This window comes from Streptomyces pluripotens (assembly GCF_000802245.2).
GTDB classification, from domain to species: Bacteria; Actinomycetota; Actinomycetes; order Streptomycetales; family Streptomycetaceae; genus Streptomyces; species Streptomyces pluripotens.
On the sequence record NZ_CP021080.1, the window covers coordinates 4,955,375 to 4,974,842 of the forward strand.

Here is a 19,468-nt window from a genome sequence, read left to right on the forward strand (position 1 = left end):
TGTTGTCGCCCACAGGAGTGCTGAGGCCTTGGCACCGACGTCGTGGGAGAGGGAGTCCGCCGCATGGGTTCGACCGTATGCCCGAGCCGCACTGACCTGGACTGGACGGTGCTGCACGCGGCCAGGACCGCTCCTATTCGAGCGGCGGCGGACACGGGTCGTGTTCTATCCTCCGAATCGAGTGGGACCGGTTTTGGTCCCGCCCAGGATCTTGAGGAGGTGGGTCCGGTCACTGGGACCGACGCTGGGACCGACAACGGCCAGGCGGAGCTGCCCGAGGGCCAGGGCATGAGCGCGCAGGCGGACACGGGCATTAGCCCCGAGTCGACCGCGGAGCGCAGTGCGCGCTTCGAGCGGGACGCGCTCGAATTCCTCGACCAGATGTACTCGGCCGCACTGCGCATGACGCGCAATCCGGCTGATGCCGAGGACCTGGTGCAGGAGACGTACGCCAAGGCGTACGCGTCCTTCCACCAGTTCCGCGAGGGCACCAACCTCAAGGCGTGGCTGTACCGGATCCTCACCAACACGTTCATCAACTCCTACCGCAAGAAGCAGCGTGAGCCCCAGCGCTCGGCCGCGGAGGAGATCGAGGACTGGCAGCTCGCCCGCGCCGAGTCGCACATGTCGACGGGGCTGCGCTCCGCCGAGTCGCAGGCGCTGGACCACCTGCCCGACTCGGATGTCAAGGAAGCGCTGCAGGCCATCCCCGAAGAGTTCCGCATCGCCGTCTATCTCGCGGACGTAGAGGGCTTTGCCTACAAGGAGATCGCGGACATCATGGGGACCCCCATCGGTACGGTCATGTCCCGACTGCACCGGGGCCGCCGTCAGCTGCGCGGCATGCTGGAGGACTACGCCCGTGAACGCGGACTGGTCCCGGCCGGTGCCGGAGAGTCGGACGAAGCGAAAGGGTCGGGCTCATGAGCTGCGGAGAGCCGCACGAGACGGACTGCAGTGAGATTCTCGACCACCTGTACGAGTTCCTCGATAGCGAGATGCCGGACGTCGATCGCGACAAGTTCCAGCACCACTTCGAGGAATGCTCGCCGTGCCTGGAGAAGTACGGTCTGGAGCAGGCCGTGAAGAAGCTGGTCAAGCGCTGCTGCGGCCATGATGACGTGCCCGCCGACCTGCGCGCGAAGGTCATGGGGCGGATCGACCTGATCCGCTCCGGGCAGACCGTGCCCGAACACGACGTTGCGGCCCCGGCCCGGGAAGGCTGAGCACCGTCGACACCGGCCGTCACCCGAATGTGCTAAAGCTCGGGTCATAGGCCCCCGGCCCCCCGGATTGCGCCCTAGGCTCCGAGCCTGCACAGGCACGGCCGGGGAGGGGCGCGATGGAGGAGGTACCGGCGAGGGCACGCGCCTATGTGGTCGCCGTGGTCCTGCTCGCCCTGCTCTGCCTCCTGCCCCTTCCGGTGACCCGCACCCCCTGGTGGGCGCTCGCTCTGCTGGCCGTGCTCTACGCGGCCTGCGAGCACGTCGTGCGGCGGCGCTTCGGTGGCCCCTTCTACCCCGTTCTGCTCACCGGGGCGTTCCTGCTGCCCCCACCCGCCGCTGCGCTCGTCCCGCTGCCCGCCGCTCTGTTCTCCCCGGTCTCCCCGCTCGGGCAGCGGGCAGCGGGAGTGCGGCGCCTGTGGCGGGCCGCGCAGCCCGCGCTCGCCGTGTGGGGTGCCGCCCAGGTCCACTGGGCGCTGGGCGGTCGGGACGCCGTCGTCGCCTCGGACTTCCCCTTCGCGCTGCTGCCGGCAGGCGGGGCCGTACTCGCCTTCTGCCTCGTCCTCACTGCTCTTGACGGCGGAATCCGTGCCGCCGCCCTCGGAATCCCGCTGCGCCGGGCCTGGCGCGGACTGCTGTCCCGGGCCCTCGCCCCGGTCGCGGTGCACGGACTCGCCGGGCTGATGATGGCCGTGCTGTGGCGCAGCCCGTACGGACCGGTCGCAGCGCTGCTCGTACTGCTGCCGATGTGCGTCTCCTGGTGGGTGTTCGCCCAGTACCACCGTGAACGGGCCGCCCACCGGGCGACCATCCGAGCTCTGGTGCAGGCCGTCGACATCAAGGACGGCTACACGCGCGGTCACAGTGAACGCGTCGGGCGGGCCTCGGCGATGATCGCCCGAGAACTCGGCATGGACGACGAGCGCGTCGAGGTACTGCGCTTCGCAGGCATCCTGCACGACGTCGGCAAACTGGGCGTCCCCACCCGGCTGCTGCGCAAGGAGGGCCCGCTCACCCCCGAAGAACGGCGGATCATCGAACTGCATCCGGAGCACGGCCACGAAATGGTCCGTGGGATCTCCTTCCTCGACGAGGCCCGCGCCGCGATCCTCCACCACCACGAACGCCTCGACGGCAGCGGCTACCCCTACGGCCTGGCCGGCGCCCAGATCCCCGAGTGCGCCCGGGTCGTCGCCGTAGCGGACGCCTTCGACGCCATGACCTCCACCCGGTCCTACCGGAGGGCCCGGCCAGTCGAGGCGGCCGTGTCGGAACTGGAGCGCTGTGCCGGGGCGCAGTTCGACCCACGCATGGTCACCGCGCTCGTACACGCCCTGCGCCGCTGCGGCTGGCATCCGGCCGTCACCGCCGACGAGCCGTCGTACGGCACCGCTCCCAAGGAGCAGATCCCCGGCACCGGGACGCCGCGATGACCGTCCTGCGGCTTATCCGTGGCTCCGCCGCTCTCGTCGCGGTCGTCGCCCTCGCCGTCACCCTGGACAGCGGCCTTGCCGACAGGGGCGTCGCGCTCGCCTTCGGGTTACTCACGGCCATCGGTGAGCTGACCCGGTGGAGCGGCGCGCAAGCACGGCAGGCGGCGCCCCTCGGTGCCGCCGGTGCGCTGTCGTACGCCCTGCTGGGCGCCGACGCAGGGCGGTCCACCCAGCACGGCGCCGCCCAGGTCGTCACCGTCGTCCTCGCCGCCACCCTGCTCGGTGCCGTCCCGCACATCTGGTCCGGCCACACCCCCTCCTTGGACCATCTGGCCCGCCGTGTCCTCACCGTCGGTTTTGCCGCAGTCTGCTTCCAACCCCTGCATAACCAGGGCGTGTTTGCCTCTCTGGGCGGTTCCGCCTACGCCCTGCTCCTGGTCGCACTGCTCGGCCTCACCGCGCTCTGCGACGCCGTCCTGGCCGCAGCCCTCGCCCACTCCCACACCCGCTGGCCGTTCGGCCCACTCCTGCGCGAGGAATTGCACGGCCTGCTCGGCATCGGCTCCGCCGTGTGCGCGACCGGTGCGGTGATGGCACTCGCGGTCGCCGTCGTCGGGCTGTGGGCGTTACCCGTGTTCTGCCTGCCCCTGCTGCTCACACAGCTGTCCGTCCGCCGGTACGCGGCCGTCCGTGCCACCTATCGGCAGACCATCGCCTCCCTCGCCCGGGCCACCGAGACAGCCGGGTACACCCCTGCCGGACACGCGCGCCGGGTCGCCGGTCTCAGCCTGGCCGTCGGCCGGGACCTCGGCCTGGCCCGCTCCGAACTGACCGTGCTGGAATACGCGGCCCTCATGCACGACATCGGTCAGCTCAGTCTGGTCGACCCGGTAGCAGCCGGTGCCACCGCTGGGCTGCCTCCCGCGGAACAGCAGCGCATCGCGCTGCTCGGTGGGGCCGTCGTCCGACAGACCGGAGTGGACGCGGCCGTCGCCGTCGTCGTGGAGCGGCAGGCCGACCCCTACCGGGAGCAACCTGTCGCCGCACGGATCGTCCGGGCCGTGAACGCCTATGAGGAGAAGACCCGGGACACCGGCCCCGAAGGCGCCCTGCGGGCGCTGGAGGAGCTGCGCCTCGGCACCGCCGGTGATTACGCTCCCGAGGTCGTGGAGTCGCTCGCCCGGGTGCTTGCCCAGCCCCGGGGCGGACGGGAAGGTGGGCCGCACTGTCTGACCCCGTCCACGGCTGGGTAACCCATGGGTAATGAGCGCCTTTCCCGGCGTACGTGGTTGGATGCGAGGGAGAGGGTGTCCGGGGGCACAAGCCAGCCCACTGTGCGGAAATGGAACTGGCAGGCGGGAATCGTGAGGATCTTCAGCAAGGGACGGCACCGGCCCTCCGCCTCCTGGCGGCAGGCCACTGACCGGGCGTTCACGCTCATCGGCGACGGCCGGTACGAGGACGCTGGCGAGCTGTTGACACGAGCCGCCGACCTGGAACCTTGGCTGTCGGAGTCCTGGTTCAACCTGGCCCTGCTGCACAAGTTCCGGCACGACTGGGAGCAGGCCCGCGCCGCCGGATTGCGCGCGGTGGCCCTCCTCGACCGGGAGTCCGGGGCGCCCGACTGGTGGAACGTCGGCATCGCTGCCACGGCCCTGCAGGACTGGCCGTTGGCCCGCCGTGCTTGGCAGGCGTACGGGCTGAAAGTGCCCGGGGGCGCCTCCCGGCCGAAGGCGGGGGGAGGGACTGCCGCGGCCGGGGAACCGGTCGGCATGGAGCTGGGCAGCGCGGCCGTACGGCTCTCCCCGGAGGGTGAGGCGGAGGTGGTGTGGGGTCGCAGGCTGGACCCGGCACGGATAGAGGTGCTCTCCATCCCGCTTCCGTCCTCCGGACGACGCTGGGGTGAGGTGGTCCTGCACGACGGCGTTCCGCACGGCGAGCGCACGACGTCCACCGGGCACTCCTACCCGGTCTTCGACGAGATCGAACTGTGGGCGCCGTCCCCCGTCCCCACCTGGGTGGTCCTGCTGGAGGCGGCCACGGAGGCCGACCGGGACGCACTGGAGCAGCTCGCGGCCGACGCGGGGTTCGCCGCGGAGGACTGGTCGTCGTCGGTACGACTGCTGTGCCGGATGTGCTCCGAGTCCCGGATGCCGTCCGATGACGGCGAGGGCGTCCATCTGGACCCGCACGACCACAGTGAGCCCGGTCATCCGGGGCCGCTCGGTCATCGGACCGACGGCCAGCTCTGGGTGCCGGAGCGGGAGTGCGGGGTGGCCGCACCGGCGTCGCTGGTGCGCGGGCTGTTGGACGGGTGGGTCGCGGACGGCCCGGACTCCAGGGACTGGCGTGATCTGGAAGAGGTTTGCTGAGCCGCCGGTGACCAGCCGCCTTTAGGCTGTACCCGCAGAATTCTTCGAGGCTTGCAGGAAGGCGTACGTCGGTCATGGCGCAGCAGGACACCGATCAGCAGCACGCGGGAGTGCTCCCCGTCGACGACGAGGGGTACGTCGTCGACACGGGGGACTGCGAGGAGCGCGAGAAGGCTTGGCGGGAGCGCGGAACCTCGCGGCCGATCACGGTCGTCGGCAACCCGGTGTTGCACAGGGAGTGCAAGGATGTCACCGAGTTCGGTGAGGAGCTCCAGCAGTTGGTCGCCGACATGTTCACCAGTCAGCGCACCGCCGAGGGCGTGGGTCTGGCCGCCAACCAGATCGGTGTCGACCTGAAGGTCTTCGTCTATGACTGCCCCGACGACGAGGGTGTCAGGCATACCGGCGTGGTGTGCAACCCGAAGTTGGTCGAACTGCCTGCCGACAGGCGTCGGCTGGACGACAGCAACGAGGGCTGTCTGTCCGTGCCGACGGCGTACGCGCCGCTCGCGCGTCCCGACTACGCCGAGGTGACCGGGCAGGACGAGCGAGGCAACCCGATCAAGGTACGCGGCACGGGCTACTTCGCACGCTGTTTGCAGCACGAGACCGATCACCTCTACGGCTCCCTCTACATCGACCGCCTGTCCAAGCGGGACCGCAAGGACGCGCTGCGGCAGATGGCCGAGAACGAACCACGCTACCCGGTGGTCGCCAACGACTAGGTGCCGCCGGACCGCCCGGGCGCCCGATCGGGATCTCTCCCGTTCGGGCGTCTTTCGCATGGCCCCGGCTCGCTCGTTCGTGCGTCGTACAGCCGGTCCCCTCCGCGTTCCTGGTGATCCCTAATCAGTCACGCGAGGGGGGATTCTCGGCACCTTGGGGTAGTGAGTGAAGCAAATCCGTTCCCATGACGGTCAGTTGTGGTGCTGAATGGGAAGTGCGGGGATACGCAACGGCGCGCGCCCGGCACAACGGAAGGGGCGTGCGCTCCTGGCGGGTGAGAGGGGTTTGTTCGTGCAAGCTTTCCCACACGGCACCACAGCGACGCCCACGGCGGTCGTAGTCCCACCCTCACTGGCGCTCCCGGTGATCGAGTCCGCCTTTTCCCGGCAGCTGCATCCGTATTGGCCGCAGCTTCAGGAGAAGACACGTCTCTGGCTGCTCGAAAAGCGGCTCATGCCGGCGGACAAGGTGCAGGAATATGCCGACGGACTGTGCTACACCGACCTCATGGCCGGCTACTACACAGGAGCCACCGACGAGGTCCTGCAGGCCGTAGCCGATTACAGTGCCTGGTTCTTCGTCTGGGACGACCGCCACGACCGCGACATCGTGCACGGCCGGGCCGGGGACTGGCGACGGCTCAGGTACCGCCTGCATGCGGCGCTCGACGCGCCCAGGCACCATCTGCACCACCCGGACCCGCTGGTCGCGGGCTTCGCCGACAGCGTGCTGCGGCTGTACGGGTTCCTGCCGCGCACCTGGAACCAGCGGTTCGGCCGGCACTTCCACACGGTGATCGAGGCCTACGACCGCGAATTCCGCAACCGCACCGAGGGATACATCCCCGGCGTCGAGGAATACCTCGCACTGCGTCGCCACACCTTCGCCCACTGGATATGGACGGATCTGCTCGAACTGAGTGCAGGGTGTGAACTCCCGGATGTCGTCCGGAAACACCCCGCATACCGTCGGGCCGCACTACTCAGCCAGGAATTTGCCGCCTGGTACAACGACCTCTGCTCGCTGCCGAAGGAAATAGCGGGCGATGAGGTTCACAACCTCGGAATCAGTCTCATCACCTATGAGGGCCTGACGCTGGAAGAAGCGGTGAGCGAAGTCCGGCACCGTGTCGAGGAATGCATCAGTGAATTCCTCAAGGCCGAACGGGAAGCCTTGCAGTTCGCCGACGAGATCACCGACGGAACAGTCCACGGCAAGGAATTGGGTGCCGCCGTCCGCGACTGCGTCGGCAGTATGCGCAACTGGTTCAGCTCCGTCTACTGGTTCCACCACGAGTCGGGCAGGTACATGGTCGACAGCTGGGACGACCGGTCCACGCCCCCGTACGTCAACAACGAAGCGGCAGGTGAGAAATGACCGTCGAGTCTGTGAACCCCGTGACCCCCGGGGCGGCGGAGTTGAGGGAGCCGCCCCTGGCCGGGGGAGCCGTGCCGGGTCTCGGGCACGGCCTGAAGCTGGTCCGCGACCCGCTCGCCTTCATGTCCGGGCTGCGTGCACACGGTGATGTCGTGCGCCTGAAGCTCGGTCCCAAGACGGTGTACGCCGTCACCACGCCGGCACTCACCGGCGCGCTCGCGCTCAGCCCCGACTTCAAGATCGACGGTCCGCTCTGGGAGTCCCTCGAAGGACTGCTCGGCAAGGAGGGCGTGGCCACCGCCAACGGTCCCCGGCACCGGCGCCAGCGGCGCACCATACAGCCCGCGTTCCGGCTGGACGCGATACCCGGTTACGGGCCGGTCATGGAGGAGGAGGCACACGCCCTCACCGAGCGCTGGCGGCCCGGCGAGATCGTCGACTGCACCGCCGAGTCCTTCCGGGTCGCCGTCCGTATCGCCGCCCGTTGCCTGCTGCGCGGGGAGTTCATGGACGAGCGCGCCGAGCGGCTGAGCATCGACCTCGCCACCGTGTTCCGCGGTATGTACCGCCGCATGGTGATCCCGCTCGGACCGCTCTACCGGCTTCCCTTTCCGGCCAACCGCGAATTCAACCACGCTTTGGCCGATTTGCATCTCCTGGTCGATGAGATCGTGGCCGAGCGACGGGCATCTGGTCAAAAGCCGGACGATTTGCTGACGGCATTGCTGGAGGCGAAGGACGGCAATGGCCAACCCATCGGGGAACAGGAGATCCACGACCAGGTGGTCGCCATACTCACCCCCGGCAGCGAAACAGTCGCGTCCACGATCATGTGGCTGCTGCAGGTCCTCGCCGAACATCCGGAACACGCCGAGAAGGTACGGACCGAAGTCGAATCCGTGACCGGTGGCCGACCGGTCGGATTCGAGCACGTGCGCCAGCTCACGCACACCAACAATGTCGTCGTCGAGGCCATGCGACTCAGGCCCGCCGTATGGATTCTGACTCGGCGAGCCGTGACCGACACCTCACTCGGCGGCTATCGCATTCCGGCCGGCGCGGACATCGTCTACAGTCCGTACGCGATCCAGCGCGACGCCCGTTCCTACGCCTGCCCCCTCGACTTCGACCCCGATCGCTGGCTGCCCGAGCGGGCCAGGGAGGTACCGAAGTACGCCATGAGCCCGTTCAGCGTGGGCAACCGCAAGTGCCCCAGCGACCACTTCTCCATGACCCAGCTGAGCCTGATCACCGCGGCGGTGTCGGCGAAGTACCGCTTCGAGCAGGCCGAGGAGTCGAACGACACCACCCGGGTGGGCATCACGCTCCGCCCGCACCATCTGCTGCTCAGGCCCATCCCCTGGTAGGTCCCGTCAGGTGCACCCGGTACCCCCGTGTGCACCGGTGGCCCTTTGGGCCGGAACGCGCGCCGGCAGGAGCGTTCGGGACCGTGCCCGGCGCCCACGCCCCGCAGCGTGGCCGCCGCATCGCACCCGGTGCGTGCGCGGGCCGGCCTCGTCCACGGTCACGTCCGTGCGCACCTGCCCCAGGGCCGCTGTGCCCCGGGACAGGTGCGATACGACGGTCCGCAGGGCCGCCGGACGGGGGCAGGCTCAGAAGTCCTCGTCCAGGTCGACGCTGCCCTCCACCGCGACCTGGTACGCCGACGGGCGGCGCTCGAAGAAGTTGGTCAACTCCTGAACGCCCTGCAACTCCATGAAGGAGAAGGGGTTCTCCGAACCGTAGACCGGCGCGAAGCCCAGGCGGGTGAGTCGCTGGTCGGCGACACACTCCAGGTACTGCCGCATCGAGTCGGTGTTCATACCCGGCAGTCCCTCACCGCACAGGTCGCGTGCGAACTGCAGCTCCGCCTCGACCGCCTCCGCCAGCATGTCGGTGACCTGCTGCTGGAGCACGTCGTCGAACAGGTCCGGCTCCTCCTTGCGGACGGTGTCGACCACCTCGAAGGCGAAGGACATGTGCATCGTCTCGTCACGGAACACCCAGTTGGTGCCGGTGGCCAGCCCGTGCAACAGGCCCCGGCTGCGGAACCAGTAGACGTACGCGAACGCGCCGTAGAAGAAGAGACCCTCGATGCAGGCGGCGAAGCAGATCAGGTTGAGCAGGAAGCGGCGGCGGTCAGCCTTCGTCTCCAGCCGCTCGATCTTCTCGACGGAGTCCATCCACCTGAAGCAGAACTGCGCCTTCTCCCGGATGGAGGGGATGTTCTCGATCGCCGCGAAGGCCGCCGCGCGCTCCTCCGGGTCGGGGAGGTAGGTGTCCAACAGCGTCAGGTAGAACTGGACGTGGACGGCCTCCTCAAAGAGCTGCCGGCTCAGGTACAGCCGCGCCTCCGGGGAGTTGATGTGCTTGTAGAGGGTCAGCACCAGGTTGTTCGCGACGATCGAGTCGCCGGTGGCGAAGAACGCGACCAGCCGGCCGATCAGGTGCTGCTCACCCGGGCTCAGCTTGGCGAGGTCGGCCACGTCCGAGTGGAGGTCGACCTCCTCCACGGTCCAGGTGTTCTTGATGGCGTCCCGGTAGCGCTCGTAGAAGTCGGGGTAGCGCATCGGGCGCAGGGTCAGTTCGAAGCCCGGGTCGAGCAGGTTGGTGTTACGGCTCATCGCTGTCGGCGCGGAGCGCCGTCCTCCAGGGGTGCGGTCGGGTGGTGGGCGGGAGTCACTGGCAGGCTTCGCAGGACTCGGGGTTCTCCAGGGAGCAGGCGACGGCTTCGGGGTCCGCGGTGGCCTGCACGGGGACGGCGGCACGGGCCGCCCGGGCGATACGGGTCGCCGGGCGCGAGCGCAGGTAGTAGGTGGTCTTCAGGCCTGACTTCCAGGCGTAGGCGTACATCGAGGAGAGCTTGCCGATCGTCGGCGTCTCCATGAACAGGTTCAGGGACTGCGCCTGGTCCAGGAACGGGGTGCGCGCGGCGGCCATGTCGATCAGGCCGCGCTGCGGGATCTCCCAGGCCGTGCGGTAGAGCCGTCGTACGTCCTGCGGGATCCAGGTGAAGTCCTGTACTGAGCCGTTCGCGTCGCGCAGCGCCTCACGGGTGCGCGCGTCCCAGACGCCCAGGTCCTTCAGATCCTGCACCAGGTAGGTGTTGACCTGCAGGAACTCCCCAGACAGCGTCTCACGCTTGAACAGGTTGGAGACCTGCGGCTCGATGCACTCGTACACGCCCGCGATGGACGCGATGGTGGCGGTCGGGGCAATGGCGAGGAGCAGCGAGTTGCGCATGCCGACGGACGCGATCCGCTCCCGTAGCGCTGCCCAGCGCTGCGGCCAGGTCAGGTCCGCGCCGTAGTGGTCGGGATGCAGGACCCCCCGGGCGGCACGGGTCTTCTCCCAAGCGGGCAGGGGGCCGTTGCGCTCTGCGAGGTCGGCGGACGCCTCGTACGCGGCGAGCATGATGCGCTCGGCGATGCGTGTCGACAGGGCCTTCGCCTCGGCGGAGTCGAAGGGCAGGCGCAGCTTGAAGAAGACGTCCTGCAGCCCCATCGCGCCCAGGCCGACCGGGCGCCACCTGGCGTTGGAACGGCCCGCCTGCCCGGTCGGGTAGAAGTTGATGTCCACGACCCGGTCGAGGAAGGTGACGGCGGTCCGTACGGTCGCGTCCAACCGCTGCCAGTCGATGTCGCCCGCCGCGGTGTCGACGAAGGCACCGAGGTTCACCGAACCCAGGTTGCACACCGCTGTCTCACCGTCGTCGGTGACCTCCAGGATCTCCGTGCAGAGGTTGGAGGAGTGGACGACGTGGCCCGGCTCGGCCGTCTGGTTGGCGGTGCGGTTGGCCGCGTCCTTGAAGGTCATCCACCCGTTGCCGGTCTGCGCGAGGGTGCGCATCATCCGGCCGTACAGGTCCCGGGCCGGGATGGTCTTCTGCGCGAGCCCCGCCTCCTCGGCCTTACGGTAGGCGGCGTCGAACTCCTCGCCCCATAGGTCCACCAGTTCCGGCACGTCCGCAGGCGAGAACAGCGACCACGGTCCGTCCGCCTGGACCCGGCGCATGAACTCGTCCGGGACCCAGTGGGCGAGGTTCAGGTTGTGCGTACGGCGCGCGTCCTCGCCGGTGTTGTCGCGCAGCTCCAGGAACTCCTCGATGTCGGAGTGCCAGGTCTCCAGGTACACCGCCGCGGCACCCTTGCGCCGCCCGCCCTGGTTCACGGCCGCCACCGAGGCGTCGAGCGTCTTCAGGAACGGGACGATGCCGTTGGAGTGCCCGTTGGTGCCGCGGATCAGCGAGCCGCGCGAGCGGATGCGGGAGTACGACAGACCGATGCCACCGGCGTGCTTGGAGAGGCGGGCTACCTGGTGGTAGCGGTCGTAGATGGAGTCCAGTTCGTCCCGTGGGGAGTCGAGCAGGTAGCAGGACGACATCTGCGGGTGCCGCGTACCGGAATTGAAGAGGGTGGGGGAGGAGGGCAGATAGTCGAGGCGGCTCATGAGCCCGTAGAGCGCCGCGACCTCGTCGACGGACCGTGTGGTGTCGTCCTCGGCCAGGCCCGCCGCGACCCGCAGCATGAAGTGCTGGGGAGTCTCGATGACCCTGCGGGTGAGGGGGTGCCGGAGCAGGTAGCGGCTGTGCAGGGTGCGCAGGCCGAAGTAGCCGAAGCGGTCGTCGGCCGTGGTGTCGGTCAGCGCGTCCAGCCGGCCGGCGTGCAGCCGGACGAACTCGGCGGTGCCGTCTGCGATGAGCCCCTCCCGGTGCCCCACGGCGACGGACCGGGTGAAGGAGGTCACGCCTTGCGAGGCGGCCTCGTCCCGGATGGCGAGGGTCAGCAGCCGGGCGGCCAGCTTCGAGTAGGCCGGGTCCTCGGAGATGAGTCCGGCGGCTGCGTCGGTGGCCAGCTCGCGCAGTTCCGCCTCGTCGGCCCTGGCGGACCGGCCGCGCAGCGCAGCGGCCGCGACCCGGCCGGGGTCGGCGTCGGGGAGGTCGACGGTCAGCTCGGTCAGGGTCCGCAGCAGCGCGGCACCGGGACCGTCTGTCTCCGGGCCGGTGACTGAAGCCGGATCTGCTGGCGCGATGGTCACGTGGGGCTCTCCCTCGCTGGGCACGGGGCCTGGTGGAGGGCAGGGGCAGCCACGAGCGCGCACGGCGTCGCGTCCACCAGCCCACTCCGCGAGGCCCGGACGTCTCAGAACACCCGGACCGGACGTCCGGGCATGCTGCCGACAGGTCCTCGGACTGAACAAGCGTGCGGATGCGCGCGAGTACACCGTTGCGGGACAGTTCCGGATTCACACCGGATTCCCCTGCGGCGACAGCGAGGATGAGCATACATCTAGTGTCGGGTTGCCGCGGCACCCCCAGATGTTGTGTCGTTCCGCCTTCAGAGGGTCAACTCGTAGGTGAGGAGAGAGATGTGGTCCAGGTGCGGGATCGGATTCCAATCCCGTCCGGGTGTGCGAACGAAACCGAGCCGCTCGTAGATCCGGTGGGCGGTGCGCATGTCCCGCTGGGTGGACAGGACGACACGGACGCACCCCTCGGTGGCACGTGCACGGTCGAGGCAGGCGCGGACGAGGGCCTCGCCGACGCCCTGGCCGCGGGCCGTGTGGGCGACGGCGAGCATTCGTATCTCGGCCTCCCCGGGACCGGCGATGTCCGCCATGGGGCCGCCGGAGGGGACGAAGGTGACCGCGCCGAGGACGGTGCCGCCCCGGACCGCCGCGAGAACCTCGGCCGCGGCCGCACGGGTGGCCACGTCTCTCAGCTCGCTGAGGTACGTGTCACTCTCGCCGAAGTCGAGCAGGCCGTCCTGGAGGTAGGCCCGGGCGGTGATGGCGCCGATGTTGTCGTACTCGTCGGGGGTTGCCCGGCGGATCACGATGTCCATGGTGGCGAGTCTGCCGGATGCGATGGCGGCGGACCACGGGATTCCTCCCGTGGCCGCCGTGCCGTTGCAGCTCAGCTGCCGCTCACTGCCCGGCACCCGCGGTGGCGGGAGGGAGTTCGACCTGGACGCCTGGGTCACCGGCGTCCACCGTGTAGTCCTCCGGCTCGGTCTCGTCGAAGCCTTCGGGGGCCTTGACGGCCTTCAGGACGACGGTGAGGACCACCGTGACGAGGACGTTCAGCACGAACGCCGTGAGGCCGATGTAGCCGATCTCGCCGATGCCGGGGATCGCCTTGGCAGAGCCGCCGAAGTGCTTCTGCGCCGGCGAGGCGATCCCGTACGCGGCGACCGTGCCGTACACCATGCCGGCCGCCCAGCCGGCCAGCAGTGCCCAGCGGTGGAACCAGCGGGTGAACAGGCCGCCGACCAGGGCCGGGAAGGTCTGCAGGATCCAGATGCCGCCGAGCAGTTGGAAGTTGATGGCCACCGTCTTGTCCATGGTGAGGACGAAGACCAGGGCACCCACCTTGACCAGCAGGGACACGATCTTGGAGACACGGGTCTCCTGCGCGGCGGTGGCATCCGGTCTGATGAAGTCCTTGTAGACGTTGCGGGTGAAGAGGTTGGCCGCCGCGATGGACATGATGGCCGCGGGGACCAGGGCGCCGATCGCGATCGCTGCGAAGGCGACTCCGGTGAACCAGTCCGGGAACATGTCCTCGAACAACTGGGGGATGGCCAGTTGTCCGTTGGTCACCTTCACCCCGGCCGCGATCGCCATGAAGCCGAGCAGTGCCAGCAGGCCCAGCATCACCGAGTACAGCGGCAGGATCGTGGTGTTGCGGCGGATGACCTCACGGCTCCTGGATGACAGGGTCGCGGTGATCGAGTGCGGGTACATGAACAGCGCGAGGGCGGAGCCGAGCGCCAGTGTGGCGTAGGTCCACTGCTTGGCCGGGGCTGGTGTGAGGCCTCCGGCGCCCGTGTCCGCGAACTTCTTGCCCGCCGCGGCGAAGATGTCGTCGAACCCGCCCAGTTTGATCGGGATGTAGATGATCGCCACTGCGATGACGATGTAGATCAGTGTGTCCTTGACGAACGCGATCAGCGCGGGTGCCCGCAGACCGGACGAGTAGGTGTAGGCCGCCAGCACGCCGAAGGCGATGAGCAGCGGGAGGTCCTTCATGAACCAGCCGGTGCTTTCGCCGCCGCCGACGCCCATCACGTCCAGCACCGCCTGGATGCCCACGAGTTGGAGCGCGATGTACGGCATCGTTGCCAGGATGCCGGTGAGCGCCACCGCCAGCGACAGGCCCTTCGAGCCGAACCGGCCGCGCACGAAGTCGGAGGTGGTGACGTATCCGTGGCGGTGCGATACCGACCACAGACGGGGCAGGAAGGTGAAGATCAGCGGGTAGACCAGGATCGTGTACGGCACGGCGAAGAAGCCGGCCGCACCCGCCGCGTAGATCGCCGCCGGTACGGCGACGAAGGTGTAGGCCGTGTACAGGTCACCGCCGAGCAGGAACCAGGTGATCCAGGTGCCGAACGACCGTCCACCCAGTCCCCATTCGTCCAGCGAGTGCTCGTTGTCGGACCTGCGCCAGCGTGCGGCCAGGAAGCCCAGGACCGTGACGGCCAGGAAGAAGAAGACGAAGACGCCGAGCGCGACACCGTTGACGCCGTCCTTCACTTCGCCGCCTCCCCGGTCCGGTCGCCCGCGGCCCTGCGAGATCGCTGGTCGCGCTGCCAGAGCCGGTAGGCGAGTACCGTGAGCGCGGTGGAGAGCAGCACCCAGAGCATCTGGTACCAGTAGAAGAACGGGATCCCGATGAACGCGGGATCCATCCTGTTGTACGAGCCGACCCACAGCGTCGCCACGAACGGCGCGACGAGGCACAGGCCGATGATCACTCTGATCGGTGTGACGACCGGTGGTTGCACTTCAGGTGTTCCGGACATGCCGCGGCTCCGTCCCCTCGTTGATCACCTGTGCAATGCGCAGGCAATCTAGGCGACGGTGGCACGGCACGGGAAGACCCCGTCCGGACACCGGGAGGCCGGTTCCGGGGGCATACCGGGCCCAACCGGGGCCATTGCGGGTGTGGCGGTCCTGCCCCGGCGTGGTCCGTCCGGGGGTCCGCACCGCACGCGGACACCCGGTGTGGCTTCAGTCCTGCGGTCGCTTGAGCCGTGCCACGAACTTGTACCGGTCGCCCCGGTACACCGACCGCACCCACTCCACCGGCTTGCCCTCGCGGTCCACGGAGTGCCGGGAGAGCATCAGCATCGGCAGGCCCACGTCGGTGCCCAGCAGGCCCGCTTCGCGCGGGGTGGCGAGGGAGGTCTCGATGGTCTCCTCGGCCTCGGCGAGGTGGACGTCGTACACCTCGGCGAGGGCGGTGTAGAGGGAGGTGTACTTCACGAGGGAGCGGCGCAGGGCCGGGAAGCGCTTTGCACTCAGGTGGGTGGTCTCGATCGCCATGGGTTCGCCGTTGGCCATGCGCAGACGCTCGATGCGCAGCACACGTCCGCCGGCGGTGATGCCGAGCAACTCGGCGAGCCGGTCGTCGGCGGTGATGTAGCCGATGTCCAGCAGCTGCGAGGTCGGTTCCAGGCCCTGGGCGCGCATGTCCTCGGTGTAGGAGGTGAGCTGCAGCGCCTGGGAGACCTTCGGTTTGGCGACGAACGTGCCCTTGCCCTGGATGCGTTCCAGCCGGCCTTCCACGACCAGTTCCTGAAGGGCCTGGCGGACGGTGGTGCGCGAGGTGTCGAACTCGGCCGCCAGTGTGCGCTCGGGCGGGACCGGCGTGCCCGGCGGCAGCGTCTCCGTCATGTCAAGCAGGTGTTTCTTCAGGCGGTAGTACTTGGGCACACGCGCCGTACGGCCGGTTGTGCCGGCCTCGTTCTCCGCACTGCTGACGTCGGTGCTCATGCCCTGCCTTCCCGGCTCCGGGTGCCGAAAGCGACCGACCTGGCATCGGCCACGGATCACATCGTGGCACGGCTTCACGCCTCAGGGGTCCACCCGGACGCTCCGTGATCTTCTCTATACCTCGCCGGGCCTGCCCTTGGTCTGGTCCATTGGAGGGTGGGCCGACCGGCGGCAGTGCCGTTCGGCCTGCCGCCTGAGCCGCTTGCCTCCGGCTAGTGCGGCTAGTGCCGCGGCACTAGATCCCCTGCCAGCCGGGCTTGTTGGCGTAGGTGTGCCGGAAGTAGTCGGCCAGCTTGAGTTTGGACGCGGCCGCCTCGTCGACGACCACCGTGGCATGCGGGTGGAGTTGGAGCGCGGAGGCCGGGCACACTGCTGCCACCGGTCCCTCGACGGTCGCCGCGACCGCGTCCGCCTTGTTCTCGCCGGTCGCCAGGAGCACCAGGTGCCTGGCCTCCAGGATCGTGCCGATGCCCTGGGTGATGACGTGGTGCGGGACCTGCCGGACGTCACCGCCGAAGAAGCGGGCGTTGTCGATCCGGGTCTGCTCGGTCAGCGTCTTGATCCGGGTGCGCGAGGCGAGTGAGGAGCACGGCTCGTTGAACCCGATGTGCCCGTCGGTCCCGATGCCGAGCAGTTGCAGGTCGACCCCGCCCGCTTCGGTGAGTGCGCGGTCGTACGCCTCACAGGCCGCCTGTACGTCCGTGGCTGTGCCGTCCGGCCCCATGAACGCGTTCATGCCTATTCCGAGTGGTTCCAGCACCTGCCGGTGCAGGACCGAACGGTAGGACTCGGGGTGGTCCGCGGGCAGGCCGACGTACTCGTCGAGCTGTGCGATCCGCGCCCGGGAGGCATCCACGGCGCCGGAGCGCACCTTGGCCTTCAGCGCCTGGTAGATGGGCACCGGGGTGGAGCCAGTGGCCACGCCGAGCAGGGCGTCCGGCCTGCGCCGCAGCAGCTGGGCCATGGCCTCGGCGATCAGCTCGCCACCTGCAGCGGCGTCCGGAACGATGACAACTTCCACGCTGGGCCTGCCGTTCTGGAGAGGGCTCTGTGCGTCTCTGTGTGGTTTAGACCAATCTAGCAGAACCGGTGTTCGCCGGAGCGTCCTCGTGGCGTCCCTCCGGGATCGGTCGCCGCCGCGGCGGGCCCCTTTTCTAGGAGGCGCTGTCACACGCGTGCCGTGGTGACAGTCCGGGACGGTTGTCGGGCTCTACGCCGACGTCCGCGGCCTTTGTCGGCCGCGCCCCCGCCGAGGAGCCCACCGCGCGTGCGGTTGGCCGTCGTGCGCATCCTGCGTGGTGGGGCCGCCGAGCGACCCCGCCCGCCCCCACGGCTGTCTGGCCGTCCACACCGCCACCCACTGCACCACCCCGAGGTGCGGGAGTTGCTGCGCGATGGGCGCAATGCCGGTACCGCCGCCGTGGAGTCCTGGATCCGGGTGGACCTGTCGGCCGGATGCCTTCTGGCCGGCGCCGATGCCGCCACCCCCGCGCCCGGCGCACTGGTGCGATGGTCCAGGGCGTGTCCCAGCAGGCGCGCGACGGGGTGAGCCGGGGGGAACGGAAGCACTCGCGGAAATTGCCGCGGTTATCTGGCCCCACGACTAACCTGGGCGGGCTAGGCTTCGTGGCATCGGGTGCCAGTCTGCGCCGCATGCTGCCCGCGCCATGGACACGTCTTCATGGTCTAGTCCACAATCCAAGTGAACAAGCCTCCGTCTTCCCCGCACAGGAAGGCGGACCGAGGATCCGGAGCTCTCTGCCCTGACTGCCCCGGCTCCTCGACCTTCGGCCGACCGGGACCGCACACCCCGCGGCCGATGATGCTCCGGGCTGCGGTGCCGGGAGGGTTGAGGGTCCCTTCCAGGCGCCGCGGCCCGCGGGTGTTTTCCGGCCATCCGTCGGCCCCGGGTACGCTCGCATCGTGCCCTCCATGAACGAACTCGTACGCCAGCACACGGCCCTCGATGACTCCGACCTCGAGTGGCTGCACCTGCTGGTCTCGGAGTGGCAACTGCTCTCCGACCTCTCCTTCGCCGACCTGGTCCTGTGGGTGCCCACCCGCGATGGCACGCGGTACGTCTCGGTCGCCCAGATGCGCCCCAACACCGGCCCCACCTCCTACCAGGACGACATGGTCGGCCATCTCGTGCCGAGGGGCCGTCGGCCCATGCTGGACGCGGCGCTCGATGAGGGCCGGATCGTGCGTGAAGGTGACCCTGAGTGGCGCGAAGAAGTCCCGGTACGGGTCGAGTCCATCCCCGTGCGGCGTGAGGGTCGCGTCCTCGGAGTGATCGCCCGCAACACCAATCTGCTCACCGTGCGCACTCCGAGCCGTCTGGAGCTGACCTACCTCCAGAGCGCCTCCGACCTGGCGCAGATGATCGCGGCCGGCGCCTTCCCCTTCCCCGACCAGCAGGTCGACATGGACGCTTCGCCGCGCGTCGGCGACGGCCTGATCCGGCTGGACGCCGACGGCACCGTCCAGTACGCCTCCCCGAACGCCCTCTCCGCCTACCACCGTCTCGGCCTGGCCGCCGACCTGGTCGGCCAGCACCTGGGTCAGGCCACCGCCGGGCTGGCTCCGACCCGGGGCCCGGTGGACGAGGCGCTGGCCAAGGTGGCCAGCGGCTGGGCGCCGCGCGAGTTCGAGATCGAGACCAATGACGGGGTGATCCAGTTCAGGGCCATCCCGCTCAAACCCAAGGGCACCCGTATCGGCTCGCTGGTGCTGCTCCGGGACGTCACCGAACTCCGGCGCCGTGAACGTGAGTTGATCACCAAGGACGCGACCATCCGGGAGATCCACCACCGGGTGAAGAACAACCTCCAGACGGTGGCCGCCCTGCTGCGTCTCCAGGCCCGTCGCATTGAATCCGAGCGTGGTCGGGAGGCTCTGGAGGAGGCCGTGCGTCGGGTCGGTTCGATCGCCATCGTGCATGAGACGTTGTCCCAGAACCTGGACGAGCGGGTGGAGTTCGACGACATCGCCGACCGGGTGCTGGCGATGGTCGCCGAGATCTCTCCGGGGAAGGTGACCGGTCGGCGCACCGGACGGTTCGGGATACTCGACGCCGAGGTCGCCACTCCCCTGTCGATGGTCCTCACCGAGGTCCTGCAGAACGCACTGGAGCACGGCTTCCGGTCCGGTGACACCGGCACGGTCGAGGTGTCGGCGGCCCGCGGTGGTACCACCAAGGAGGCGCGCCTCCTGGTCACCGTCCAGGATGACGGCGTTGGTCTGCCCGAGGGCTTCGATCCGCACCGCTCGGGAAACCTGGGCCTGCAGATCGTGCGGACGCTGGTGGAAGGCGAGTTGGGCGGCTCGTTCGACATGGTTCCGGCCCCCGGGCGAGGCACCCGGGTGATCCTGGACATTCCGGTGCGGGCACAGAAATAGGCTCGTCGCCCATAGGCTCGTCGCCCGGTCTTTTTGCGGCTGCGGCTTTCGTCGAGGAATTGTTGCGCACAGCAAAAAGCCCCGGACCATCGTTGGTCCGGGGCTCGTGCTCGATACTGCGCGCTGCGGCTCGGGGCGGGAGATGCGTACGTGCCGTACG

At 69.1% G+C, this 19,468-nt stretch carries 17 protein-coding genes and 1 riboswitch; of the genes, 10 read left to right on the top strand and 7 right to left on the bottom strand.

Annotated features, from left to right (window positions below):
* The first annotated feature begins 63 nt into the window (after positions 1-63).
* The 8 genes from LK06_RS22380 to LK06_RS22415 all read left to right on the top strand — a co-directional run bounded on the left by LK06_RS22380 (position 64) and on the right by LK06_RS22415 (position 8,498).
* Positions 64-927 carry a sigma-70 family RNA polymerase sigma factor gene (locus LK06_RS22380; protein ID WP_078858849.1) on the top strand — a complete coding sequence of 288 codons (864 nt, stop codon included), beginning with the start codon at positions 64-66 and terminating at the stop codon, positions 925-927.
* Positions 924-1,226 carry a mycothiol system anti-sigma-R factor gene (rsrA, locus tag LK06_RS22385; protein WP_039651374.1) on the top strand — a complete coding sequence of 101 codons (303 nt, stop codon included), beginning with the start codon at positions 924-926 and terminating at the stop codon, positions 1,224-1,226. The genes LK06_RS22380 and rsrA overlap by 4 nt, the downstream gene beginning before the upstream one ends.
* 116 nt (positions 1,227-1,342) lie before the next feature.
* A complete protein-coding gene (locus LK06_RS22390) occupies positions 1,343-2,656 on the top strand; it encodes an HD-GYP domain-containing protein (RefSeq protein ID WP_043433561.1) in 1,314 nt (437 codons plus the stop codon).
* Complete coding sequence (locus LK06_RS22395) at positions 2,653-3,909, top strand: HD-GYP domain-containing protein (protein WP_052269850.1); 1,257 nt, start codon at positions 2,653-2,655, stop codon at positions 3,907-3,909. Before LK06_RS22390 ends, LK06_RS22395 begins: the two co-directional genes overlap by 4 nt.
* Positions 3,910-4,020: 111 nt before the next feature.
* Entirely contained in the window at positions 4,021-5,028 is a 1,008-nt protein-coding gene (locus LK06_RS22400) for a tetratricopeptide repeat protein (protein ID WP_039651581.1), read from the top strand.
* 74 nt (positions 5,029-5,102) lie between these two features.
* The gene (gene def / locus LK06_RS22405; RefSeq protein ID WP_039651377.1) at positions 5,103-5,753 is read left to right on the top strand and encodes a peptide deformylase; all 651 of its coding nucleotides are present in this window, start codon (positions 5,103-5,105) and stop codon (positions 5,751-5,753) included.
* 292 nt (positions 5,754-6,045) lie between these two features.
* A complete protein-coding gene (cyc1, locus tag LK06_RS22410) occupies positions 6,046-7,131 on the top strand; it encodes an epi-isozizaene synthase (RefSeq protein ID WP_086083749.1) in 1,086 nt (361 codons plus the stop codon).
* The gene (locus tag LK06_RS22415; RefSeq protein WP_039651379.1) at positions 7,128-8,498 is read left to right on the top strand and encodes a bifunctional albaflavenone monooxygenase/terpene synthase; all 1,371 of its coding nucleotides are present in this window, start codon (positions 7,128-7,130) and stop codon (positions 8,496-8,498) included. Before cyc1 ends, LK06_RS22415 begins: the two co-directional genes overlap by 4 nt.
* 246 nt (positions 8,499-8,744) lie before the next feature.
* Here the strand turns inward: LK06_RS22415 and LK06_RS22420 are convergent, their stop codons facing one another.
* The 7 genes from LK06_RS22420 to nagB all read right to left on the bottom strand — a co-directional run bounded on the left by LK06_RS22420 (position 8,745) and on the right by nagB (position 16,930).
* Entirely contained in the window at positions 8,745-9,755 is a 1,011-nt protein-coding gene (locus tag LK06_RS22420; RefSeq protein ID WP_039651381.1) for a ribonucleotide-diphosphate reductase subunit beta, read from the bottom strand.
* Positions 9,756-9,810: 55 nt separating this feature from the next.
* Positions 9,811-12,168 (bottom strand): ribonucleoside-diphosphate reductase subunit alpha, encoded by a 2,358-nt coding sequence (locus LK06_RS22425; protein ID WP_043433559.1) that lies wholly within the window; start codon positions 12,166-12,168, stop codon positions 9,811-9,813.
* 144 nt (positions 12,169-12,312) lie between these two features.
* Positions 12,313-12,390: riboswitch (cobalamin riboswitch) on the bottom strand.
* A gap of 77 nt (positions 12,391-12,467) precedes the next feature.
* Entirely contained in the window at positions 12,468-12,974 is a 507-nt protein-coding gene (locus LK06_RS22430; RefSeq protein WP_039651583.1) for a GNAT family N-acetyltransferase, read from the bottom strand.
* Positions 12,975-13,056: 82 nt separating this feature from the next.
* On the bottom strand, positions 13,057-14,667 hold the full coding sequence (mctP, locus tag LK06_RS22435; protein ID WP_039651384.1) for a monocarboxylate uptake permease MctP: 1,611 nt from the start codon (positions 14,665-14,667) through the stop codon (positions 13,057-13,059).
* The gene (locus LK06_RS22440) at positions 14,664-14,936 is read right to left on the bottom strand and encodes a DUF3311 domain-containing protein (protein ID WP_039651385.1); all 273 of its coding nucleotides are present in this window, start codon (positions 14,934-14,936) and stop codon (positions 14,664-14,666) included. Before LK06_RS22440 ends, mctP begins: the two co-directional genes overlap by 4 nt.
* 208 nt (positions 14,937-15,144) lie before the next feature.
* Positions 15,145-15,909: a GntR family transcriptional regulator gene (locus tag LK06_RS22445; protein ID WP_039651387.1), complete on the bottom strand. Its 765-nt coding sequence runs from the start codon at positions 15,907-15,909 to the stop codon at positions 15,145-15,147.
* 235 nt (positions 15,910-16,144) lie between these two features.
* Positions 16,145-16,930: a glucosamine-6-phosphate deaminase gene (gene nagB / locus LK06_RS22450; RefSeq protein WP_039651389.1), complete on the bottom strand. Its 786-nt coding sequence runs from the start codon at positions 16,928-16,930 to the stop codon at positions 16,145-16,147.
* A gap of 246 nt (positions 16,931-17,176) precedes the next feature.
* Here nagB and LK06_RS33360 point away from each other — a divergent pair, with 246 nt between their 5' ends.
* Together LK06_RS33360 and LK06_RS22455 are read left to right on the top strand one after the other, a co-directional pair.
* A complete protein-coding gene (locus LK06_RS33360) occupies positions 17,177-17,458 on the top strand; it encodes a hypothetical protein (RefSeq protein WP_159025102.1) in 282 nt (93 codons plus the stop codon).
* A gap of 383 nt (positions 17,459-17,841) precedes the next feature.
* Positions 17,842-19,308, top strand: coding sequence for a sensor histidine kinase (locus LK06_RS22455; RefSeq protein ID WP_039651390.1), 1,467 nt, complete (start codon positions 17,842-17,844; stop codon positions 19,306-19,308).
* The last annotated feature ends 160 nt before the right edge of the window (positions 19,309-19,468 follow it).